This is a genomic window from Rhizobium azibense (assembly GCF_004342325.1).
GTDB classification, from domain to species: Bacteria; Pseudomonadota; Alphaproteobacteria; order Rhizobiales; family Rhizobiaceae; genus Rhizobium; species Rhizobium etli_B.
In genome coordinates this window covers 1-18724 of the sequence record NZ_SMBJ01000027.1, presented here as the reverse complement: position 1 = coordinate 18724, position 18724 = coordinate 1, and the positions used below count along the sequence as shown (strand labels likewise).

15 protein-coding genes and 5 pseudogenes are annotated in these 18724 nt (G+C 56.0%); 9 read left to right on the top strand and 11 right to left on the bottom strand.

What is annotated here, in order from left to right:
* Positions 1 to 39: 39 nt before the first annotated feature.
* Both EV130_RS31880 and hemN read left to right on the top strand, forming a co-directional pair.
* Positions 40 to 237, top strand: a pseudogene (locus EV130_RS31880) (hypothetical protein); the annotation flags it as partial.
* Between the two features lie 88 nt (positions 238 to 325).
* A complete protein-coding gene (gene hemN / locus EV130_RS31875) occupies positions 326 to 1672 on the top strand; it encodes an oxygen-independent coproporphyrinogen III oxidase (RefSeq protein WP_018247211.1) in 1347 nt (448 codons plus the stop codon).
* 550 nt (positions 1673 to 2222) lie between these two features.
* Here the strand turns inward: hemN and EV130_RS31865 are convergent.
* Both EV130_RS31865 and EV130_RS31860 read right to left on the bottom strand, forming a co-directional pair.
* A complete protein-coding gene (locus EV130_RS31865) occupies positions 2223 to 2762 on the bottom strand; it encodes a hypothetical protein (RefSeq protein ID WP_004679185.1) in 540 nt (179 codons plus the stop codon).
* Between the two features lie 128 nt (positions 2763 to 2890).
* Positions 2891 to 3565, bottom strand: coding sequence for an MreC domain-containing protein (locus EV130_RS31860; RefSeq protein WP_008536492.1), 675 nt, complete (start codon positions 3563 to 3565; stop codon positions 2891 to 2893).
* A gap of 1350 nt (positions 3566 to 4915) precedes the next feature.
* Between EV130_RS31860 and EV130_RS31845 the strand changes: the two genes are divergently transcribed.
* From EV130_RS31845 to nodD1, 6 genes and pseudogenes are all read left to right on the top strand, one after another.
* Positions 4916 to 6973 carry a carbamoyltransferase family protein gene (locus EV130_RS31845; RefSeq protein ID WP_004679190.1) on the top strand — a complete coding sequence of 686 codons (2058 nt, stop codon included), beginning with the start codon at positions 4916 to 4918 and terminating at the stop codon, positions 6971 to 6973.
* 402 nt (positions 6974 to 7375) lie between these two features.
* Positions 7376 to 7822 (top strand): FkbM family methyltransferase, encoded by a 447-nt coding sequence (locus EV130_RS31840; RefSeq protein ID WP_269466793.1) that lies wholly within the window; start codon positions 7376 to 7378, stop codon positions 7820 to 7822.
* A gap of 74 nt (positions 7823 to 7896) precedes the next feature.
* Positions 7897 to 8200: pseudogene (locus EV130_RS31835) on the top strand (transposase); the annotation flags it as partial.
* Positions 8166 to 8710, top strand: a pseudogene (gene istB, locus EV130_RS31830) (IS21-like element helper ATPase IstB); the annotation flags it as partial. The pseudogenes EV130_RS31835 and istB, both read left to right, overlap by 35 nt.
* A 542-nt stretch (positions 8711 to 9252) precedes the next feature.
* A complete protein-coding gene (nolE, locus tag EV130_RS31825; RefSeq protein ID WP_018247213.1) occupies positions 9253 to 9585 on the top strand; it encodes a nodulation protein NolE in 333 nt (110 codons plus the stop codon).
* A 166-nt stretch (positions 9586 to 9751) separates the two neighbouring features.
* Entirely contained in the window at positions 9752 to 10696 is a 945-nt protein-coding gene (gene nodD1, locus EV130_RS31820) for a transcriptional regulator NodD1 (RefSeq protein ID WP_018247214.1), read from the top strand.
* A 268-nt stretch (positions 10697 to 10964) separates the two neighbouring features.
* Here the strand turns inward: nodD1 and EV130_RS31815 are convergent.
* The 9 genes and pseudogenes from EV130_RS31815 to nodB all read right to left on the bottom strand — a co-directional run bounded on the left by EV130_RS31815 (position 10965) and on the right by nodB (position 17801).
* Positions 10965 to 11910 (bottom strand): IS630 family transposase gene (locus EV130_RS31815; RefSeq protein WP_165918605.1). Its coding sequence is split into 2 segments (ribosomal slippage): positions 10965 to 11570 and positions 11572 to 11910, totalling 945 coding nucleotides; the frame shifts between segments, so codons are not numbered across the junction.
* A gap of 185 nt (positions 11911 to 12095) precedes the next feature.
* Positions 12096 to 12512, bottom strand: coding sequence for a cupin domain-containing protein (locus EV130_RS31810; protein WP_004679201.1), 417 nt, complete (start codon positions 12510 to 12512; stop codon positions 12096 to 12098).
* A gap of 206 nt (positions 12513 to 12718) precedes the next feature.
* Entirely contained in the window at positions 12719 to 13507 is a 789-nt protein-coding gene (locus tag EV130_RS31805; protein ID WP_004679202.1) for an ABC transporter permease, read from the bottom strand.
* A 3-nt stretch (positions 13508 to 13510) separates the two neighbouring features.
* Positions 13511 to 14425: a nodulation factor ABC transporter ATP-binding protein NodI gene (nodI, locus tag EV130_RS31800; protein WP_018247215.1), complete on the bottom strand. Its 915-nt coding sequence runs from the start codon at positions 14423 to 14425 to the stop codon at positions 13511 to 13513.
* A gap of 99 nt (positions 14426 to 14524) precedes the next feature.
* Positions 14525 to 14817 (bottom strand): annotated as a pseudogene (locus tag EV130_RS31795) (carbamoyltransferase C-terminal domain-containing protein); the annotation flags it as partial.
* Positions 14818 to 14883: 66 nt separating this feature from the next.
* Entirely contained in the window at positions 14884 to 15141 is a 258-nt protein-coding gene (locus EV130_RS31790) for a carbamoyltransferase N-terminal domain-containing protein (protein ID WP_004679207.1), read from the bottom strand.
* A 36-nt stretch (positions 15142 to 15177) separates the two neighbouring features.
* Complete coding sequence (gene nodS / locus EV130_RS31785) at positions 15178 to 15795, bottom strand: nodulation methyltransferase NodS (RefSeq protein WP_010028264.1); 618 nt, start codon at positions 15793 to 15795, stop codon at positions 15178 to 15180.
* A 15-nt stretch (positions 15796 to 15810) separates the two neighbouring features.
* Positions 15811 to 17142 (bottom strand): chitooligosaccharide synthase NodC, encoded by a 1332-nt coding sequence (nodC, locus tag EV130_RS31780; RefSeq protein WP_004679211.1) that lies wholly within the window; start codon positions 17140 to 17142, stop codon positions 15811 to 15813.
* Positions 17142 to 17801 (bottom strand): chitooligosaccharide deacetylase NodB, encoded by a 660-nt coding sequence (nodB, locus tag EV130_RS31775; RefSeq protein ID WP_004679213.1) that lies wholly within the window; start codon positions 17799 to 17801, stop codon positions 17142 to 17144. Before nodB ends, nodC begins: the two co-directional genes overlap by 1 nt.
* A 401-nt stretch (positions 17802 to 18202) precedes the next feature.
* On the opposite strand from nodB, the pseudogene EV130_RS34125 reads away from it, so the two are divergent.
* A pseudogene (locus EV130_RS34125) lies at positions 18203 to 18572 on the top strand (nodulation protein NodZ); the annotation flags it as partial.
* Positions 18573 to 18724 lie beyond the last annotated feature (152 nt).

Below are 18724 nucleotides of genomic sequence, written 5' to 3'. Positions count from 1 at the left end.
CGACGACCTAACCCGAACCTTGAAAGGGGGCAGGGGCCCATGAGCCTTGATTACGAGAATGACAGCGTTTTGCATGAACAGCTCATTGCGGAAGTGTTAGCGCAATATCCAGACAAGGCGGCGAAGCGCCGCAAGAAGCACCTCAGCGTCGCAACGAGCGGCGACGAGCCTGGCGATGAGCCGAAGGCCCTTTCCGAATGCGACGTCAAATCGAACATCAAGTCCATTCCGGGCGTGGCATGTGCCCAATAGGACCAAGCTTTCGAAGGAAAAAAACGTGTCAAATATTGTATGTGAACGTGACACGGACTGCAGGCGAAAGTCTTTGCGCGCACCGTCGTCGATTTTCGTTCCGAACACAAATAGCGGGGTGCAGTTGCCTTGGTATACTATCTACCCAACAATACAGGAGTTTTCTTCAGAAATCGGCGCCCACACTCATGAGCAATGGCTGAGAAGCCAGGGAACTGATGACGCTGTCTCGCTCTATCTCCACATTCCATTCTGCCGCTCGATGTGCTGGTATTGTGGTTTTCCGACTAGCATCACTCGTCGGGACACTTTGATAACCAATTATCTAGCAATGCTGCGCGAGGAAATCCGCCTGGTCGCCGAGCAAGTGCCGCAGGCACTCTCAGTGGGTGACGTGCACTTTGGCGGCGGATCCCCGACCATTATGCCATCGGCAGACTTCCTGTCGCTAATGGAACTCCTGCGCGGCCGTTTTGCGATTGAGCGAGGTGCAACCATTGCCGTTGAGGTCGACCCGCGCACGTTCACCACCGATATGGCCGAAGCCCTAGAAAGGACCGGTGTGAATCGCGCAAGCGTCGGTGTGCAGAGCTTCGATCCCGTCGTACAAAAAGCGATCAACCGGATTCAGAGCGAGGCGCAAGTGATGACCGCCGTCGAAAACCTCCGCCTGTATGGGGTCAGGCGTATCAATTTCGACTTGATGTTCGGTTTGCCGAACCAAACCGTCCAGTCCTGTCTCGAGAGCGCTATGTTAGCTATTGCGATGCGTCCCGACCGCCTCGCGGTTTTCGGTTATTCCCACGTTCCATCTTTTCGAAAAAATCAGCGCTTGATTGACACAGCAGCACTGCCCGATATAGCCGCGCGAGCTGAGCAGGCCTCAGCCATGGCCGATACGTTAGTTGCAGCAGGCTATCTGCAAATTGGTCTCGACCATTTTGCTTTGCCGGATGACGAGCTTGCAATAGCACAGAGAGCTGGTCGTCTGCGCCGAAATTCGCTTGGTTACTCTGCCGAAACCTGCTCAACTGTCATCGGTTTGGGCGCGTCCGCCATTGGTCGTTGCGGCGACGGTTACGTTCAAAACGATCTCACGCAAAGCTGTTATAACCGGCACATAGCATCCGGCCGCTTGGCGATCTCAAGGGGCTACCGTTTAACTACCGAGGATCGCGTAAGAGCTGCAATCATCGAACAGCTCATGTGCTACTTGGAGGCGGACATATCAGCAATCTGTACGGCTCAGGGATTTGATCAGACCCATCTAGTGAGTTCAGCTAAGCAGCTAGAGATTCTGGCTGAGGATGGGATCGTTGAGTTTGACAACGGTTTAGTCCGTGTGCGGCACGAACGTCGCTCTGCCCTTCGCCATGTCGCTGCCGCGTTCGATGCTTATCTTGGCCGCCAGCCGATCTAGACTGGCAAACGGAGGGCCTTGGAGTGATCACATAATCGAGCTCGAGTTCGTCGAGATGTTAGGCAGGAGGCAAGCCCCCAATTGCTCGATTTTAAATCGATCGCTGAATTCGCAGTCCATGGCATGTGTCGGTCTCGATCGCGTCACAGTTCAGCTCTCGCCACTGGCAAAGAAATCCGCCGTCAAATATCGTGAAAGGTCTGGCGCAGCACGGCTTCACCGGCTCGGTTGAGCGCGCCAACTTGAAGCAGGCGACACCTTCGTTCAAAACGGACCAGACGCCCGGACAGTTCAGCTTGACGCCACCAATGCGGCTTCGATTGCGCAGGCGGCGGAGACGCGCATCCAGGAAACCTGCGGCAGGCTCGATGTCCACGGTGGCGATCGAGCGCGGTTAAATGCCTAGAACATGGCCTAAACACTCTTGTCGTTGATCTCGACGAAATGGGACCGTGTTCGGACCCCAATTATTTGTCCTTGCCGTACACAGGTGATGCTGCCGCTGGCTCCACTACATGCCCGGGGCGACAGGTTGTTGCACTGCGACAGGTCACCGTTCAAACCGCTCCAGCATTGTTCTCAACTGCGCGTTTTGCAGCCTTAGCTTTCTGGCTAGTTGCCTCCTGAGCACCCTGATGTCTTCGTCGAGGCTCATCTGGTCCGCAGTGTGAACTGCCGGGGCAGCGTTTGCAATCGCGGCTGATGCCTTCTTACGCGGGGCGACCTCGAGAGTTCGCTCGAGCCTCGTAGCATCGTGCCCAGCGGCGATGTCGGTACTAAGCCCGCCGAATGGAGGTGGATCGGCCGCCTCAACGTTTTTGGCATCTTGGCCTTCTACCTGATCGTGGCCACCGATTCCGACTTCCTTAGAAACGACAAACTCGGTGGAAATTGCAGGAGAATGGCCGTGACGGGGAGGCCCCTCGCTTGCCGGTCGAACGGCGCTTATCAGGCTCTTCTCGGCAGGCGTTTCGGTCGGACCGGCAATGGCCAATGTGTCCGGCGTAACCTTCTGGTCCGAACCGTTTTCTCGCTTTTGTTCGCGACCCGGTGAGATCAGTCGGGCAAGAAGTTTCCAGGGAGACGCCATCTATCCGACCTCGCGTTTTATCCCGCAAGCAGGCAGTGAGTTTGGGGTCCGGCAACAGCATTACCGTTGCCGAATTGTTTGTCTCGATAAGAATGTAGATACGGTCGCTTATTGACCGGCTGCTTATATCAATCGAGCTTGAGCCGTTTGCGCAGATCTTCATTTTCAGCGCGAAGTTTTTCAGCAAGAAGCTTGCGCAGCCGCTGATTTTCCTCTTCCAACTGCAAAAGGTCTGCCATTTCATCGCTCGCCGTCATCGGGGCAGCCGGCGCTGCCTGCACAGCCTTTGGAGCACGGTGCACAGGTGCGCGTTTGGCGCTCGCCGTGGCTTCGATAGCCTTTGTCTTGCGCCCTCTCCTCTTCACACCACCGTCCCCGGCCAGCGCAGCTGCCGGCTCTGCCGTAGCGTCAGCTAACGCGGTCTCGAGTGCCGCGACTTTTTTGGCGCGCGGTTTGCGCTGTTTCTTCGGCGCATTAGGCGTTTCGACAACGGTCTGTCCATCGACCTTGGTTGTCGTATTAGTCTCGTCGGCCATGCTCATCTCCTGTGTATCTGATGCAGTTGTCGACGGCCCGAGAGGCGCTGTCAACAACTGCTCGGCCTGATCTTGTTCCGGCAAAGACATTTCGCTGTCGGGTTTGCCACTCTGAGAGCTACCTGACAGAAAAGGCAATGCCTCTTCCTCTAGATCGCGCGCGACTGACTTTAGATCCACATTGCCCCAGATCGAGTTCGATCTGGCATCAAGTTTTCGCCTGCCGTTCTTGTACTCGACGGCAAAACTGCGTTGCACTTTTTTCAATATAAGAGGCCTTGGAGAATCCACGGGGTGGCTGATGTTATGCTGGAACAGCACGAATAGCGCCTACCGGACTACCAGTCTATACCCACGGTCTAGCCTGAGGCCAATTTTTTAGCGCCGCGTTATTTTTTGGAGTTACCGCGGCCTCTGCCGATTTATCGTCCCGGTCCCTAAGTGGTGAAGGAGCCGCGCACCAACCCAGGCTTCTCCTTCGTCGGCTGGCGCTTCAAAGACCAGATGCTGCGCACTCACGCCGGGGAAAATGTTGAAGCGCTTGGCCCACGTTTCGCGGCACTCGCAGCGGCGGTGCTGACCAAGACCGAACGCAGTTTCCTTGCAGCTAGCGCCGCCATTAGGCTCATTGATGTGCCGAGACGAACATGCGGCTTGGCTTTGTCGGCTGAAACAAGAGTAGCGAAGGAGTGTTGCTTTTATGACAAGACACGAGGAGTTTGTCGGTCGAATGTCACAGGCGGATCTGCCTTGCACACGGCCGCCATAGAGAGAAGGATGGGGTCGCCGCTCGCTTCACTGCTGAGTCACGCCATCGTTTTCGTGAATGCATTCCATCCAAACAATCGATTTTACTGATCGAAACGGTTGCCATTAGAAGACGCTGAAGAAGCGTTTTGTAAAAGCCGTAATTCGGAGTTCTTAAAATGGGTCCTCGGGTGCCGTGGAGACTGTGCTGGGAAAACGAGATGAGGCAGTCGGTCTGCTGCCTGGTCTCGATCGTTATCTTGCGCTCGACGTGATCGAGTAGAATCTTGGTCGTTGCTTCTCGACGTTTCAGTGGGCTCTCACGGGACGCACTTTTGCCCCGGTCGATGCCGCCTCCTATTCGTCTTCACCGCGCGCTGGTCATCTTTCTACTGCTTCCCCTTCTAGCGTTGTTGCAGATCGGTTCTCACGCCGTGGGCGCCGTTCGACGTGATTATCAATGGCGGTCCCACCGCGTGGTAGCTGAGTTCGGTACTGGCGCATATGCGAATGACGGAGGCCGGCGGCGGAATTCTGTGTGCTATGCCTCGGAGCCAACGCAGGCGCACTCGCCGCTGCAAGGATACGGTCTGCGACCTTTGTAGCGACCACCAAACGTCGTTGTGGCTGTCGGGCGGAAAGATGAAGGACTGGGTAATGTGGATACGTTACGCGGCGTTACTGCCGCAAATGCTTCGGTCTGGGGCTCTGTTAGCGCCGATTGTCGGCAATCTCACCGATCCGGTCACGATCTGATTTCGGCTTCGACCCGTGAACTCTAGCTGCACTGTCAAGCGCCACCCTATGAAACTACGAAAGCCGGTGGCCAGGCCAGAGCGACCTACCTTTCGAAACGAACTGGAGAGCAACATGCTGTGTCTAGGGCTCAGTGGCGGTCTAAGCAGAGTCTACGAAAATTCGTTCGATCTACCGAACACCTTTATGCACGATGGGGCTGCGGTTCTCGTTCGCGACGGGCGAGTGATAGCGGCGGTCGAGGAGGAGCGCCTTAACCGGATCAAGCACTCCAACAAGTTACCAACGCGTTCGATTCAATATTGCCTCGCATCTGCAGGTGTTCAGCTTAGCGACATCGACCGCATCGCGTATTATGCGACCGAGGCCTATTGCAACGCTGTGCTCGAGCGCGTGCGCCTCTCTTACCCAAGCACCCCAATACCGGATGCGAGACTGTTTTTGTGCGGCTTACTCGGGCAAGAATTTGGTGCCGAAATTGATCCCTCACGTGTGTCCTTCGTGAGCCACCATATGTCGCACGCCGTGAGCTCGTTTTTCATGTCGGGCTTCGAGCGAAGTTTGGTCCTCTCAATTGACGGCGGTGGAGACTTTCTTTCGGGGCTTTTGGCGATTGGTTCCAGCACGGAGATTGAGCCACTCGTGACATTCCCGGAGAATGATTCTCTAGGGCTGCTATACTTGGAAACGATCCGCTACCTAGGTTATGGCGCGTTCGATGAATATAAGATCATGGGTCTGGCACCTTACGGCAATCCCGCTTCGTACCGCGAGATCTTCGAACAATTTTACGAACTCCTAGACGACGGTGGTTATCGGGTCCATCTCGACCGAGTTGGTCCTACGTTGCTCAGTAACATTCAAATACGCCAGAAAGGCATGCCGTTCACGCAGCAGCATAAAGATGTGAGTGCTTCACTGCAGGAAGCACTGGAACGGATCGTGTTCCACGTCCTACGGCATTACACCAAGGTTACGGGCATCGAACGACTGTGTTTGGCCGGAGGAGTGGCACACAACTGCACTTTGAATGGCAAGCTGCTGTACTCGGGGATGTTTGACGACATCTTCGTGCAACCGGCGGCCCATGACGCTGGCTGCGCACTAGGCGCCGCATTGATGGCGTCTCATGATCTGGGGCATCCGGCACCTCGTGAGCGTTTGCAAAACGTCTATTGGGGACCCGACCTGGAGAGCGAAGGAAGCGTGGAGGAGGAACTTTTTGCTTGGGGCCAGCATCTCGAAATTGAACGCAGTGATGACGTGACAGGCAAAGCAGCCGAATGGATTGCGGATGGCGCCGTGATCGCCTGGGTGCAGGGGCGTTCGGAGTTCGGTCCACGGGCGCTAGGCAACCGGAGTATTCTTGCTGAACCGAGGCCGGCGTCAAACAAGGATCGAATTAATATGATGGTCAAGAAGCGGGAAGGCTACCGCCCATTTGCTCCCTCGGTATTGGAGGAGGACGCCGTGGAATTCTTTGATCTGCCAGGTACCTTGCGCAAATTTCCTTTTATGAATTTCGTAGTGTCTGTGCGCGAACCCAAGCGTAGTTCGCTAGGCGCCATCACGCACGTAGATGGTACGGCTCGTTTGCAGACAGTGTCACGCGAGACAAATCCCGCATATTGGGAGCTAATCAATGCTTTCGGGAAGCGAACCGGCGTTCCGATCTTGCTCAACACGTCGTTTAACAACAACGCCGAGCCGGTAGTAGATTCGGTTAGGGATGCCGTAACGACTTTTTTGACGACCGACCTGGATGCACTTGTGATCGGTCCATTTCTCGTCAAGAAGCGAATCTCAACGATGGAGGAGTGGAATAAACTAGCAGTTTCCTTGCCACCTTACGCAAGTCTCCATCAGGCGCGTGCATATTCCACCCTGGATCGGCAAGAGACTGTATGTGAGATCCGCACAGGCGCCTCCAGCCTGCAGGCCGTGCGTATTTCACCGGAGTTGTTTGAACAGCTAATTAGGATTGAGGGAGAAGCCCTGGTTGGAGACATTTTGGATGGAATCGCGCCGGTTTCAGGTAGTCGTGAGACTTTCCTAAATGAACTTCGGCAGATTTGGGAGCAGCGTTGCATATGCTTAAGCCCGGTACGTGGCCGCAAATCACAGGTATCCGTCCCCGCTGAGGCCTCGGTGACTAGTGGGCTTTCAGCATAGCTTGGGGTCGCTTCGTTACGCCAAACAAACTCGCGAATAACAAAGCCCGCGACAGACAATGCGCCGTGCCCACCTATCGCACGGCGAAGCGTCAACAACCATGTCGAAAGAAGGGCCAAATGGCTCGGTATTTCAGTGATATCCTGCCCGAGCTCGTTCAGCAGTGGCACTTCGAAAACTTAAGGAGAATGTGATGGATCCGGTGTGTGGGTTAGACGTACATCGACAGATCGTTTCGCTTCTCGATAAGCCTAACCCTGTAATCTTTGACATTGGGTGCAATGACGGAAGCGATGCTCAACGCTTTCTGCGCCTTCTTCCGAGCGCCCAGCTCTATTGCTTTGAGCCAGACCCCAGAGCCGCTGCACGCTTCAAGGAAAAATGGGTTCTGATCGGGATCGGATGAGGCTATCCGAGGTTGCGATCAGCGACCGAAACGCGAGGATCGAGTTTCATCCCAGCAATGGCAATGACAGCGCTAAGGAATGGGATCTCTCGGGCTCGATACGCCGTCCCAAGAACCATCTTTCTGAGTACGAGTGGGTTCGGTTTGACCCTCCGATTTCGGTTGAGACTAGGAGGCTGGATGACTGGTGCAGCGAAGCTGGCCTAGAGAACATAGATCTCATCTGGATGGATGTGCAGGGAGCCGAGGCCGACGTTATTGCCGGTGGCAATCAGATCCTGATGAGAACGCGTTACATATATGCTGAGTATAGTGATCATGAGCTCTATGAAGGTCAGCTTCCCCTGCGCGCCATTCTTGAGCTCTTACCTTCCTTCCAGGTGGTAGTTGAGTATCCCCGAGGAGTGGAGGGTGACGTTTTGCTTAAAAACTCAAGCCTATAGCCGGTTCCCTTTTTGGGATTCAAGAACCGCGCGAGTTTGCCGGAGGCTTCAACTCATGAGAGATTGGAGCCGATATGAGCAAGACAACGAACAATTTCTCGCCTGAAGTCCTCCGCATGGTGCTGGATCACGAAGCCGAGCACCCCGCGCGGTGGGCTGCCGTTTCATCTATCGCGGCCAAGATCGGTTTCTTGCCGGCCACGCACGCTGCACGAATGGGTGAAGAAGACCGAGGTCGATAGCGGTAAGCGAGCAGGCCGGCCGAACGATGTCGCTGAGAATATGAAGGCTCTTGAGCGGGAGAGCCGCGAGCTTCGTCAGGCCAACGCGATTGTGCGCAAAGCGTCGGCGTATTTTGCCCAGGCGAAACCTGCCACCGGAAAAGACGCTCGACAGCTTTGATTTTGATGCAGTCCCTATGCTCTCCAGGCCCAGGTCATGGCCATTGCCGCTGGCGACAGCTGGGTCGCGAAAGGTGCCAATATCCTCATGTTCGGTACGCCGGGCGGCGGAAAGAGCCATCTCGCCGCGGCCCTCGACCTCGCGCTGATCGAGAACGGTTGGCGGGTGCTGTTCACTCGCACGACCGACCTCGTCCAGAAACTGCAGGTCGCACGGCGTGAACTCCAGCTCGAATCCGCCGTCGCAAAGCTCGACAAGTTCGATCTGCTTATCCTCGACGACCTGGCCTACGTCACTAGGACCAGGCCTAAACCCGCGTGCTCTTCGAACTCATCTCCGCAAGATATGAGCGGCGCTCCATCATCATCACCGCCAATCAGCCCTTTGGAGAATGGAACCGCGTCTTTCCGGACCCGGCCATGACGCTTGCCGCGGTGGACCGACTTGTTCATCACGCTACGATCATTCGAAATGAACGTCGAAAGCTAACGGCGACGTTCCGCGATGGAAGCCAAACGTGGTCGACCCAGCCGGCTTGCGGCCATTACCTCTATCTCATTGCAAAACGATGACACTGAAACGTCAGGAATCCGGTCTTCTCCATACAAGGCAGCCGATCGAACAAAATGTCGTAGCCTGACGGGAGACGCAGGGGTGTCCCTCCCGCATGCGGCGCCCTTTGCTATCCCGGATGAAGGGGATGGCGGCAACGACATGCGCAAGCCCACTGAGGATAGAAGGACTGGGTGAAAAGACGCCCCTGAAAACAGTGGGTTTGGCGACACTTGTTGGTTCGGGCAGGCAAGACGTCGTCTACATGCATCGAATGGATGACTCGCATTTAAACAATAGATTTCACCAATTTTCGCGGATGCTCCATAGACGGCCGTCTCCACTCCACCGGGTATGATCCGTTGAAAGGCTCTCAACCAATCCAACAACGCCTGTAGCCCCGAAGCACTGGCGGCGGGAATGGCATCAATCCTACCTGGTATCGCCTGGCCTTAGCCGAAGAAAGGAAACGTCTCATGAAGGTTACTGGTTACTACGTCATCGTTGCAGCGTTGCTCGCATTGGCATTGCGGGCCGGGCCGTCACTTGCAGCAGATGATCGTAACCAAGATTGCGGCCCGGCGACAAGTGACCCCCGCGCAAACCTGAATGGTGCTGACAAAGCCCATTCAGCGGAGCACACTCAAGACTTCAATTGCCAAGATACTCCTGCCGAAGAAGGTGAGTGCTACGAGTGCGTCTTACCCCCCGAAGTACGTATTGAAGGCGCCGAAGTGATCGACGTCGCAGACCGAAACTTTTATCCGCGGAAAACACTGCTACTCGCCAGAATGATCAGGCACCACTGAATCGTGTCGGTTGAAGGTAGCAGTAAGACCATCAAAGCCACGGCGGCTGGAACATCGATACTTTCTCAATTTTAGGCGACCCTTTGCTTGCTGATCTCTCGTGGCGCCGCATTGCGACACCAAGCCTTTTCACCTTTTATCTCGCCACCTCGCTACGGATGAAGACATGCGGTTCAAGGGCCTTGATCTGAATCTCCTCGTCGCACTCGACGCCCTGATGACCGAGCGTAATCTCACGGCGGCAGCGCGCAGCATCAACTTGAGCCAACCGGCCATGAGCGCGGCCGTCGGCAGGTTACGCACCTATTTCAATGACGACCTTTTTACCATGGTCGGTCGCGAACTCGTTCCAACCCCGCGTGCGGAGCGGCTCGCGCCTTCGGTCCGCGAGGCTCTGCTTCACATCCAGGTCTCGATCATATCTTGGGATCCGTTTTGCCCTGCTCAATCGGATCGCTGCTTCAGAGTTATTCTTTCCGATTACGCCGCACTCGTTTTTTTTGAAAAGGTCGTGACGCGTGTCGCCCGAGAAGCGCCCGCCGTCAGCTTCGAGTTGCTGCCGATCGCCGATAACTACGATGAGTACTTGCGGCGCGGTGACGCCGATTTTCTCATCTTTCCGGAATTGCTCATGTCGCGCGCACATCCTAAGGTGGCGTTATTCGAGGAGACCCTCGTGTGCGTGGGCTGCCACTCGAACAAGCTACTCTCGGAGCAACTTACACTCGAGAGGTATATGTCGATGGGACACGTTGTGGTGAAGTTTGGGAACGCTAGGACGGCTTCCTTCGAGGAATGGTGTTTGCTTGGGCATGGGCTTAAGAGACATGTCGAAGTAGTCGTGCAGGGCTTCAGCATGGTTCCGTTCATGCTTTCAGGGACCGAGCGCATAGCGACAATGCCCTTACGCCTGGTCAAGCAGCTCGAAAAGACAATACCCCTGCGGATCGCCGACCTTCCGCTACCGCTGCCCGCGTTCACACAGGCCCTCCAATGGCCCGCGCTTCACAATAGTGGTCAGGCAAGCCTCTGGATGCGGGACGTGCTATGTCAGGAAGCATCCCGCATGCCCTCGCCCCATGAGGTAATGAGACGTCTCAGGATTTCCTAGCATTCTTTCGTGGTTTTGTCGTTCGGCGTGATTCATGGCGTCGGAATGAGGAGCCTCTTTGAGACGTCGCCGCTACAGTCTCACGGATGATCGATCCTGTCCCGCTGGCCCAACAGCCGCGCTGACTGACGACCAAGTATGGAGGAACTGGACAGATGCTCTCCTACGCCCGCCGTTCAACGACCAATGAAACAACCTCCTCGACAGTTTGTCGACGACGCAAGTCGAAGGTTCACGCAGCTCCAATCGACATTAGAGTCTGTCAGGGTTATTCTGAACCATACCCTGCATGTCTGAGGTAGTTGGAGCACTCCTGGGGACTGAACGCCTTCAAGAGTTCTCCAATGCGTCTCCATGTAGTTTCAACGGTTCGTTCGTCTGCCTTTCTGACGAGTGTCTTGAGCTTTGCGAACATCATCTCGATGGGATTGAGGTCGGGGCTGTAGGGCGGCAGGAAAAAGAGATGTGCACCGACATCTCGGATCGCATCGCGGGCCGGCTTTCCCTTGTGGCTTCCCAGATTGTCGAGGATGACGATGTCACCGGATTTGAGTGTCGGGACCAGACATTGGCGAACCCATGCGGTAAAAGCGATGCCATTGATGGGACCATCGAGGACGAAGGGGGCAACGATGCTATCGCGGCGTAAGCCGGCCAGGAAGGTCAGTGTCTTCCAATGACCATGAGGGACTTTTGCAATGAGGGGCTCTCCCCGCTGACACCAGCCGCAGGTGCGCGTCATGTTGGTCTTGACCCAAGTCTCGTCGATGAAGACGAGACGGTCCGGATCAGGCCGGTGCTGATGGGTCTTCCATCGCATCCGGAACCGGGCCACCTTCGGGCGGTCTTGCTCGCTTGCCACCATCGTTTTTTTTGAAGGTCTTGCCTTCGCTGCGCAGAAAGCGCCAGACGGTGTCGTGAGACACGTTGATCCCCGCAGCCTTCAGGTCCGCCGACAGTGCGCGCACCGTCCAGTCGGACTTGACTTGTAGCCGCTGACGCACTGCATCGGCGGCCGCACCCCTCAGTGTCGGTTTGACATAGCCGCCGATCTTCGCCGGCACCAGGCCTTTACCTGAACGATCGAGTTGTCCGATCCGCACCGCTGTCGCAGCCGATATGCCAAACCGCTCCGCTGCGGCGCGAACCGTAATGCCATCACTCAACGCTGTCGCAATGCGCGTTCGCAAATCCAGAGAAAGAGGTCGCACCATCATTGCCGGCCTCCACACCAGCAATGACCTTGAATCACAAAATTGAAGGCAAGGGAATCTCCGCACGATTCCGATTAGCGCTGACAGACTCTAGCAAGGAGCGGCAAACCAACCCCTAATATGGGACGGGTTCACCACATCCGAGCCGTGGCGCCAGATTGCCCTCCGGTGATACCTCAACGTCTTTATTTTTGCGGCAGAACATTCTCACTGCCCTTTTCCACCTGATCGATCACGAGCAGCTTTACCGGCTCGGTGCCGTTGTTCGCCCCTTTATGCCATATCCCCCAGGACTCGACGATAAAATTCCCTGCCGTGAAAATGCTTTCTTTCCCAGATTCTGTATTGGTGACCGTGATCTCCCCGGAAAGCACATAGCCATAGCGCTGATAGCGATGCTGATGAATTGGCAACGTCGCACCGGGCGCAATCTCATAAATCGAAGCGATGACCTCGACATCCTTCCGTGGAACGATGATGGGCTGACCGGCAATCGTACGATCGGTCCTTAAGATAGGCGTAGCCGCGACCGCATTGTTTTCGAACGCGTTCGCGGGACACGCCAGAGCAAAGAGCGCCGTAGCGATTGAGATGACCTTCATTTGCTTTTCTCCTGATACACGCCGGATCTTCCTGAAGGGTGTTTGCTTCCGAGTTCGGCCAGTTGCAGAGCGACAAACCTGCATCGTCTCACCGGCGCCGACACGGGTTCATTTGTTCCCGGACTATGATGATTATCTTCAGAGCTCTGCGGGTCTTTTCAAGATACTGCATCGCAATACCCCTCATGGCGTGGTGGCGAGTAGCGTCAAGACATCAGGCGCCGACGCAACAGCGCTGCCGACAGGAAGAACGGCAAAATCGCGTAGATGCAAAGCGCGCCTATATGCATGCCCATGCTGCCCGCGGGGCGCCCAAGCATTGCCGGGCGTATGAGGTCGATCGCATGCGCTAGAGGCAAGAACTGCGCTACCTGCTGAAAGGCCTGGGGCAGTTGCGCGATTGGAAACACCGCGCCGCACAAGAACAGCATTGGTGTCAGGACGAGCGTCTGGTAAAAAATGAAATACTCGTAACTGGGCGCAAGCGCCGTGACTACCATCGCAAGGCTCGCGAATGCAAATCCAGTGAGCATGATAACTGGCAGCACATAGACGACTGATGGCCACGTCGTATAGCCTAGCACGGTGGCGACGATTATGATTCCCGTACCGGCAAGAAATGCCTTGCTCGCTGCCCATGCCAACTCACCCAGGATGATGTCCCCAAGTGTCATTTGTGTGTAGAGCATGGCTTCCCAGGTGCGTTGGGCGTGCATTCGCGTAAAGGCCGCGTAAATCGTCTCGAACGTCGCAGAGGTCATCGCACTTGTCGCCACCATGCCGCCCGCCAAGAACGCAACGTAAGTTGTGCCGTCAACGCGACCCACAATAATTCCGAGGCCAAGGCCGAGGCCAAAAAGGTAGATCATAGGATCGGCCAGACTTCCAACAATTGACGCAAGTGCTACTTTCTTCCATGCCAGATAGTTGCGTCGCCATATCGCAATCCAGTTAAAAGCGTTGGCGGGCAGAGCCGCGGCACAACCTTCACCCATCGTTCACTTCTCCATCTCGCGCCCGGTCAACCGCAAAAACACATCCTCAAGATTCGGCGGACGCTGCAGAATGCGCAAGCCCGCGCGCTCCCGCAACCGCACACGCACCTGCTCCGGGTCGGACACATAGCAAAAAAGGGTCTCGCCGCTAATTTCGACGCGATCGGCATATGGCCCGACCAGCGATTCCAATTCATGCGGATCGCCGCCGTAGATCTCAATGACTTCGCACCCGATCAGTTCATCGATCAGGTCATGCGGACGCCCTTCGGCAATGCTGCGACCTCTTTCGAGTACGCAGAGTCGATCGCATAGCCGTTCGGCCTCTTCCATGAAATGGGTGGTCAAGATGATCGTTTTGCCGCGCGTAAGCAGGGAACGCAGGCGCTCCCAGATCAGGTGGCGCGCGTGCGGGTCGAGACCGGTGGTCGGCTCGTCCATGACAAGTAGCTGCGGGTCATTGATCAACGCACGCGCTAGCGTCAGGCGCCGCTTCATGCCGCCTGAAAGTTCAGACACACGCGCATTCACCTTGCTCTCTAGGCGTGCAAACTCAAGGAGCGACGGCATGACCGCCTCGACTTTGCGTGTATTCATGCCGAAGTAGCGGCCGTAGACCAGCAGATTCTCGCGCACAGTGAATTCAGGCTCAAGGTTGTCGAATTGCGGCACCACGCCGATACCCTTTCGCGCCAAGCGAGCCTGGGCAGGCACCGGCACGCCGAGCACAGTAATCTTCCCCGCATCAGGGGCTGTCATGCCAAGGATCATGCGTGCGATCGTGCTCTTGCCCGCGCCGTTCGGTCCAAGCAGCCCGAAGCATTGCCCCGGAGAAACGCGGAACGATAGCGCGTTGACCACGGCCTTGTCGCCATATGTCTTGCTTACGTCGGAAAAATCTATTGCGGACATGAACATGCGCTCATCTGACCGTCGGGCGCCGTTGACTGGCATTTCTTCGGTTGGTTGTGTTCTTCTTGGTCCATCGCACCGTATGTGTTCATTGCGTCTCCATTAAAGGGCCGCAGCAGCATCCGGGAAAACGCCTCGTCCGTGGTAATTGGCACTCGTGTTGCAGAGCAGCCGAATGTCCCTGAGCTTGTTACATTCGAAGAGTAGCTCGGCGACTTCACGGAGAGAGTGCCTGGGATGGTCTGCAATCGTGCAGATTCATCGAGATGGACAACAGCCGGAATTCTGTCCTGGCATCTCATCCGCGTCTGATGCTTAAACAACATTTCACAATCCGGAGTTCGAGGGATGACTATATAAGGCGCACGCTCCTCCAGGCAGATCGGCGCCACGAGGCGGAGCCACGGGCTGCGGTGGCCGCGCGGCACCTATCACGATAATAGTTCTTGCAGGGAAATGCCCTGTCATTGGAACGAGACCGGGGCCCTCGACGGATTCGAGAGAACTGTCAGCATTGCACCCCTTCCATCGATGATTTGATCAATAACGCGTTGATCCGGACCGTGTTGCGCCAATGCGGCGCCAATCACGTCGAGATTGTCTAGAGTTTCATATCGCGGGTCGTTGCCCCGCTTCTCCTGCTCGACGCAGGAGGCGAGCCACCCATCCTCGACAAGCGCGTCCGCTCCGTCACGGGTCAATTTTGTACCACAGACGCGCATAGTGTCTCCATGTCTGAACGTCGAGGGTTGGGGCCGTTAAGAGGCAGAAATCGGATTCCGGAAACAGGCGAGTAAGCAATCTTCGTTGACCGACCCACCCCGACACTCAAGCCGCTCTAGCTCGAGCAAAGTTTCGTTCAGCATGCCGAGGACCGTCTCAGCACCAGCAACGTGGCCCCAGCGACGACAATTGGCGTCGCGCGCCGATCCGAAAACCAGATATCCACCTGGCGCAAGCATCCGCACTAAATTCCGAACAGCCCCTCTCATCTCGGCTATTCCTCCAACGTAGTAGAGCACTTCCGCCACAACGATCAAATCAAACCTCTCGTCAGGTGAAAACTGTTGAACATCAGAGACTATCCAGCTGATGTGCGGAGAATCCCTCATGCGTCGACGCGATCTTTCTATAGCGTGAGGCACAACATCGATCACGGTGAGCCGTTTGCAGTGGGGGGCTAGCTGCACCGTAAATGCGCCGGCAGCGCATCCCACTTCGAGCGCATTTGAGATGGATCCCTGGGCAAGCGCCAAGCGGAGCATTTGCGTGTGACGCTCACGCTCGAATGGATTGGCGTCGAGTCCCCATGGATCGGGTGCAGCCAGTTCCCGATTCAGCAATTGATAATTGTCGCTCTGTGTCAACTCGTTCACCTCGGTAAATAGATCTTACTCGTCGCTGCACATGCAGTCAGACGTCGTTCGCCTGGCAGAATCGCGGGCGGGGTTGAGCCTTCGAGGCGCTGTCGCATGTCCAGAACATTCTGTAGTGCGCGCATCAGTCGCCGGATGTTGATTCGAGTTGCCAGCAGAGCTGCGCGACAGCCAGTCGCTATTGCTCAGCGTGCACAGCGCGTAGGCTTTCAAGGGCAGTAGCAGAAAAATATTGATGAATGCATGCAGAGAGAACCCGAGGAACCGTCGTTGGCGGGCCCGGAGCGCGACAACGCTGCAGTGGATCATCGTCATGGCCACGATCATCAGGGATGCCAACCAAGGCACGGTGCCCGTCAATGCAAGCTGTGCGAGCCCCGTCAGCACTGATAGTGCCAGAAGCAGCGGTCCGAGGTTCTGTCCGACAACGTCGAGCGTAAGGAAGCGATGGAGGTTGGGCAGCAGGCGCAGCCCAAGCAACGTGTCCCGGTACGTGCTCCGCGCCCAGCGTAGTTGTTGGCGCAGATACGGTCCTAGCTTGTTCGGAACGACTGTCGCTGCGATGGCGCTCGGCACGTACTCCGTTCGAAAGCCTGCCTTCAGCATAAGAATGGTGAGATGCCGATCCTCACCGAAATCGCTTGGCTTTCCCCGAAAATACTGTGATTCGTACTGGTCAAGCAGCGAAGCGAGCGCAGAGCGACGGTAGATAGCACATGGACCGCAGCAGCACATAACGGCTCCGAAGCGAGCTTGTGCCGCACGCTCCTCGTTGCAAGCCAGCCAGTACTCCATATCGATCAAACGGGTCAGCCAACTATCGTTTCGGTTGCGGGCCGTCAACTGTCCCATGGCCGCGCCGACAGCCGGATCTTGCATTTTAGGCACGAGCTTCCTGATGACGTCAGATGCGAGGATCGTGTCGGAGTCGACGTTTAACACCATATCTCCAGCAGAGCGGCGTATCGCGGCGATCTGTGCCTTCCGTTTACCAACATTCTGGGGAAGCAGGAGAATATTGAATCTGGGGTCTCGTGCGAAGGCCTCGTGCACAGGTCGCAAAGCCTCGCGATTTTCGGAACCGTCATCAACTAGGTAAACCTGCAGCCTTCCCCCGTATTCCTGACCCGCAATAGAAGCCAGGCACTCCGAAAGCGTGCGGGGATCCTCGTTGAAGCTTGGCACGATGACATCTACGCTGGGCAGCTCCTCAAAGCCGGCCAAGCTCTGGGACGCCAATGAAACATCGGTCGGCAGAGAATAAACGGCCTGCACGCTTTTATAAGCAGTCGAGAGAAGTGCATAAAGCGAGACGGCGACAGTGCTGGTTGTGTCAAGCATATCCATCAGAACTCCCGAGGAAGCGAGCGGAATACAAAGCCGCGATCATGCAAAGCTGGAATTATGCTAGATAACGCCATGATAGTCTGGTGGCGCAGACTGCGGTCAGTTCCTTGTTGCATTTCACTGGAGGGACAACCGTCGTGCAAGAGCACGATTGACCCCGGCCGGACAGACTGCAGCACATCATTGACAATGCCGTCGGCCCCGGGAAGAGACCAGTCTCGCGGATCTACCGACCAGTGCACGGCAGTGAGTTCCGCATTCGCCGAAACCTTGAGCACTTCTTCGGTCCAGATGCCGTAAGGAGCCCGGATGTGCCGCACCACCGCCTGAGGCGACGCCATTTTTATGGCTCTGTTTGTCTCGAGTATCTGACGTTGCACCTCGTCGGGTTCGCAGTCAGACAGGTCTGGATGCGTCATTGTGTGGTTGGCGACTTCATGTCCCTCTGCAATCATTCGCTGGATCAATTTAGATTGATCGGCCAGGAACTCGCCGATGACGAAGAATGTTGCCGGCACCCGGTGTTCAGCCAGAATATCGAGAATCTCCGGTGTACAAAATGGATGCGGACCGTCGTCGAACGTCAAATAAACGCTGTGACTACCAGTGCCGTCATCGCGCTCACCGTGCACTTCGCACGAGCAATCGAGGTGCGTCATTGCTCTCGTCCTTTCCGGTAAATTATCCTGGTGGCATTCGGAGACCGGCCACCAAAGGGTAGGATGATGACGCCGCGCGTGGACGCAGGTCGAAACGCGCGCGTGGCAGCGTGTAGCGTACGCCGTTTCCCCAAAATAGCGGTCACCAGGCCGCCTCGTCTGAATCTGTCAATACCGCGGCTCGTTGCGGACTGTACCGAGTGCGATTGGTGGTGAACCCCCGAGCTGTCGACGATTGCAAGGTGATGCAATGGGCTGATCGACCGCTTATGCAAGCATTACATTCCAAAGCCACACATTTGACCCCTCTACACCACTGGGCGCGCCATCGACGACTTGATTTCCGTCAAGATGCTCGTCTAATGGATCACGCCATTCAATTCGTAAAATCGATTGTTTGGATGATACCCATTCACAGCATAGATAAAATTCGAGCTCCACGGTTCCTGCTAACGGACCGAGCCTGTTGTCGTGACTGGCGGGGGACTTGCGTCGTCGTTCCCTGGAAGAACTTATGAGCCGATTCAAGATATTGCTGGCGTACGGGTTATTTGCGATGACCAGATCACCAGTTCTCATTTCCGGGACCGTTCTTCCCATCATGGTGGAACAAGCCCTCAATCGAGAGTGTTTACCGCCCCGATGAACAAATTTTCCGGGAACGTGAACCGAGCTTCTTTAAGCCCAGGACGATACTGATGCTAACACGGTAGTTTGTGATGCCTGTTAATGTGGCGGTGCGACCAAGCTGCCGAACGCCAGATATTTCAGATGACCTGCCACTGAATTTTCATCCGGCGGCGATTAGAGCCTCGGCGGTCTTTGAAACGCTCCCAAACGTTGGACCACCGGATGCTAGAGTTTTCCGGCTTCATTCAGGGAGGCGGGCTGGTTGCGCCTCCCGAATTCACCAACGAGATCGG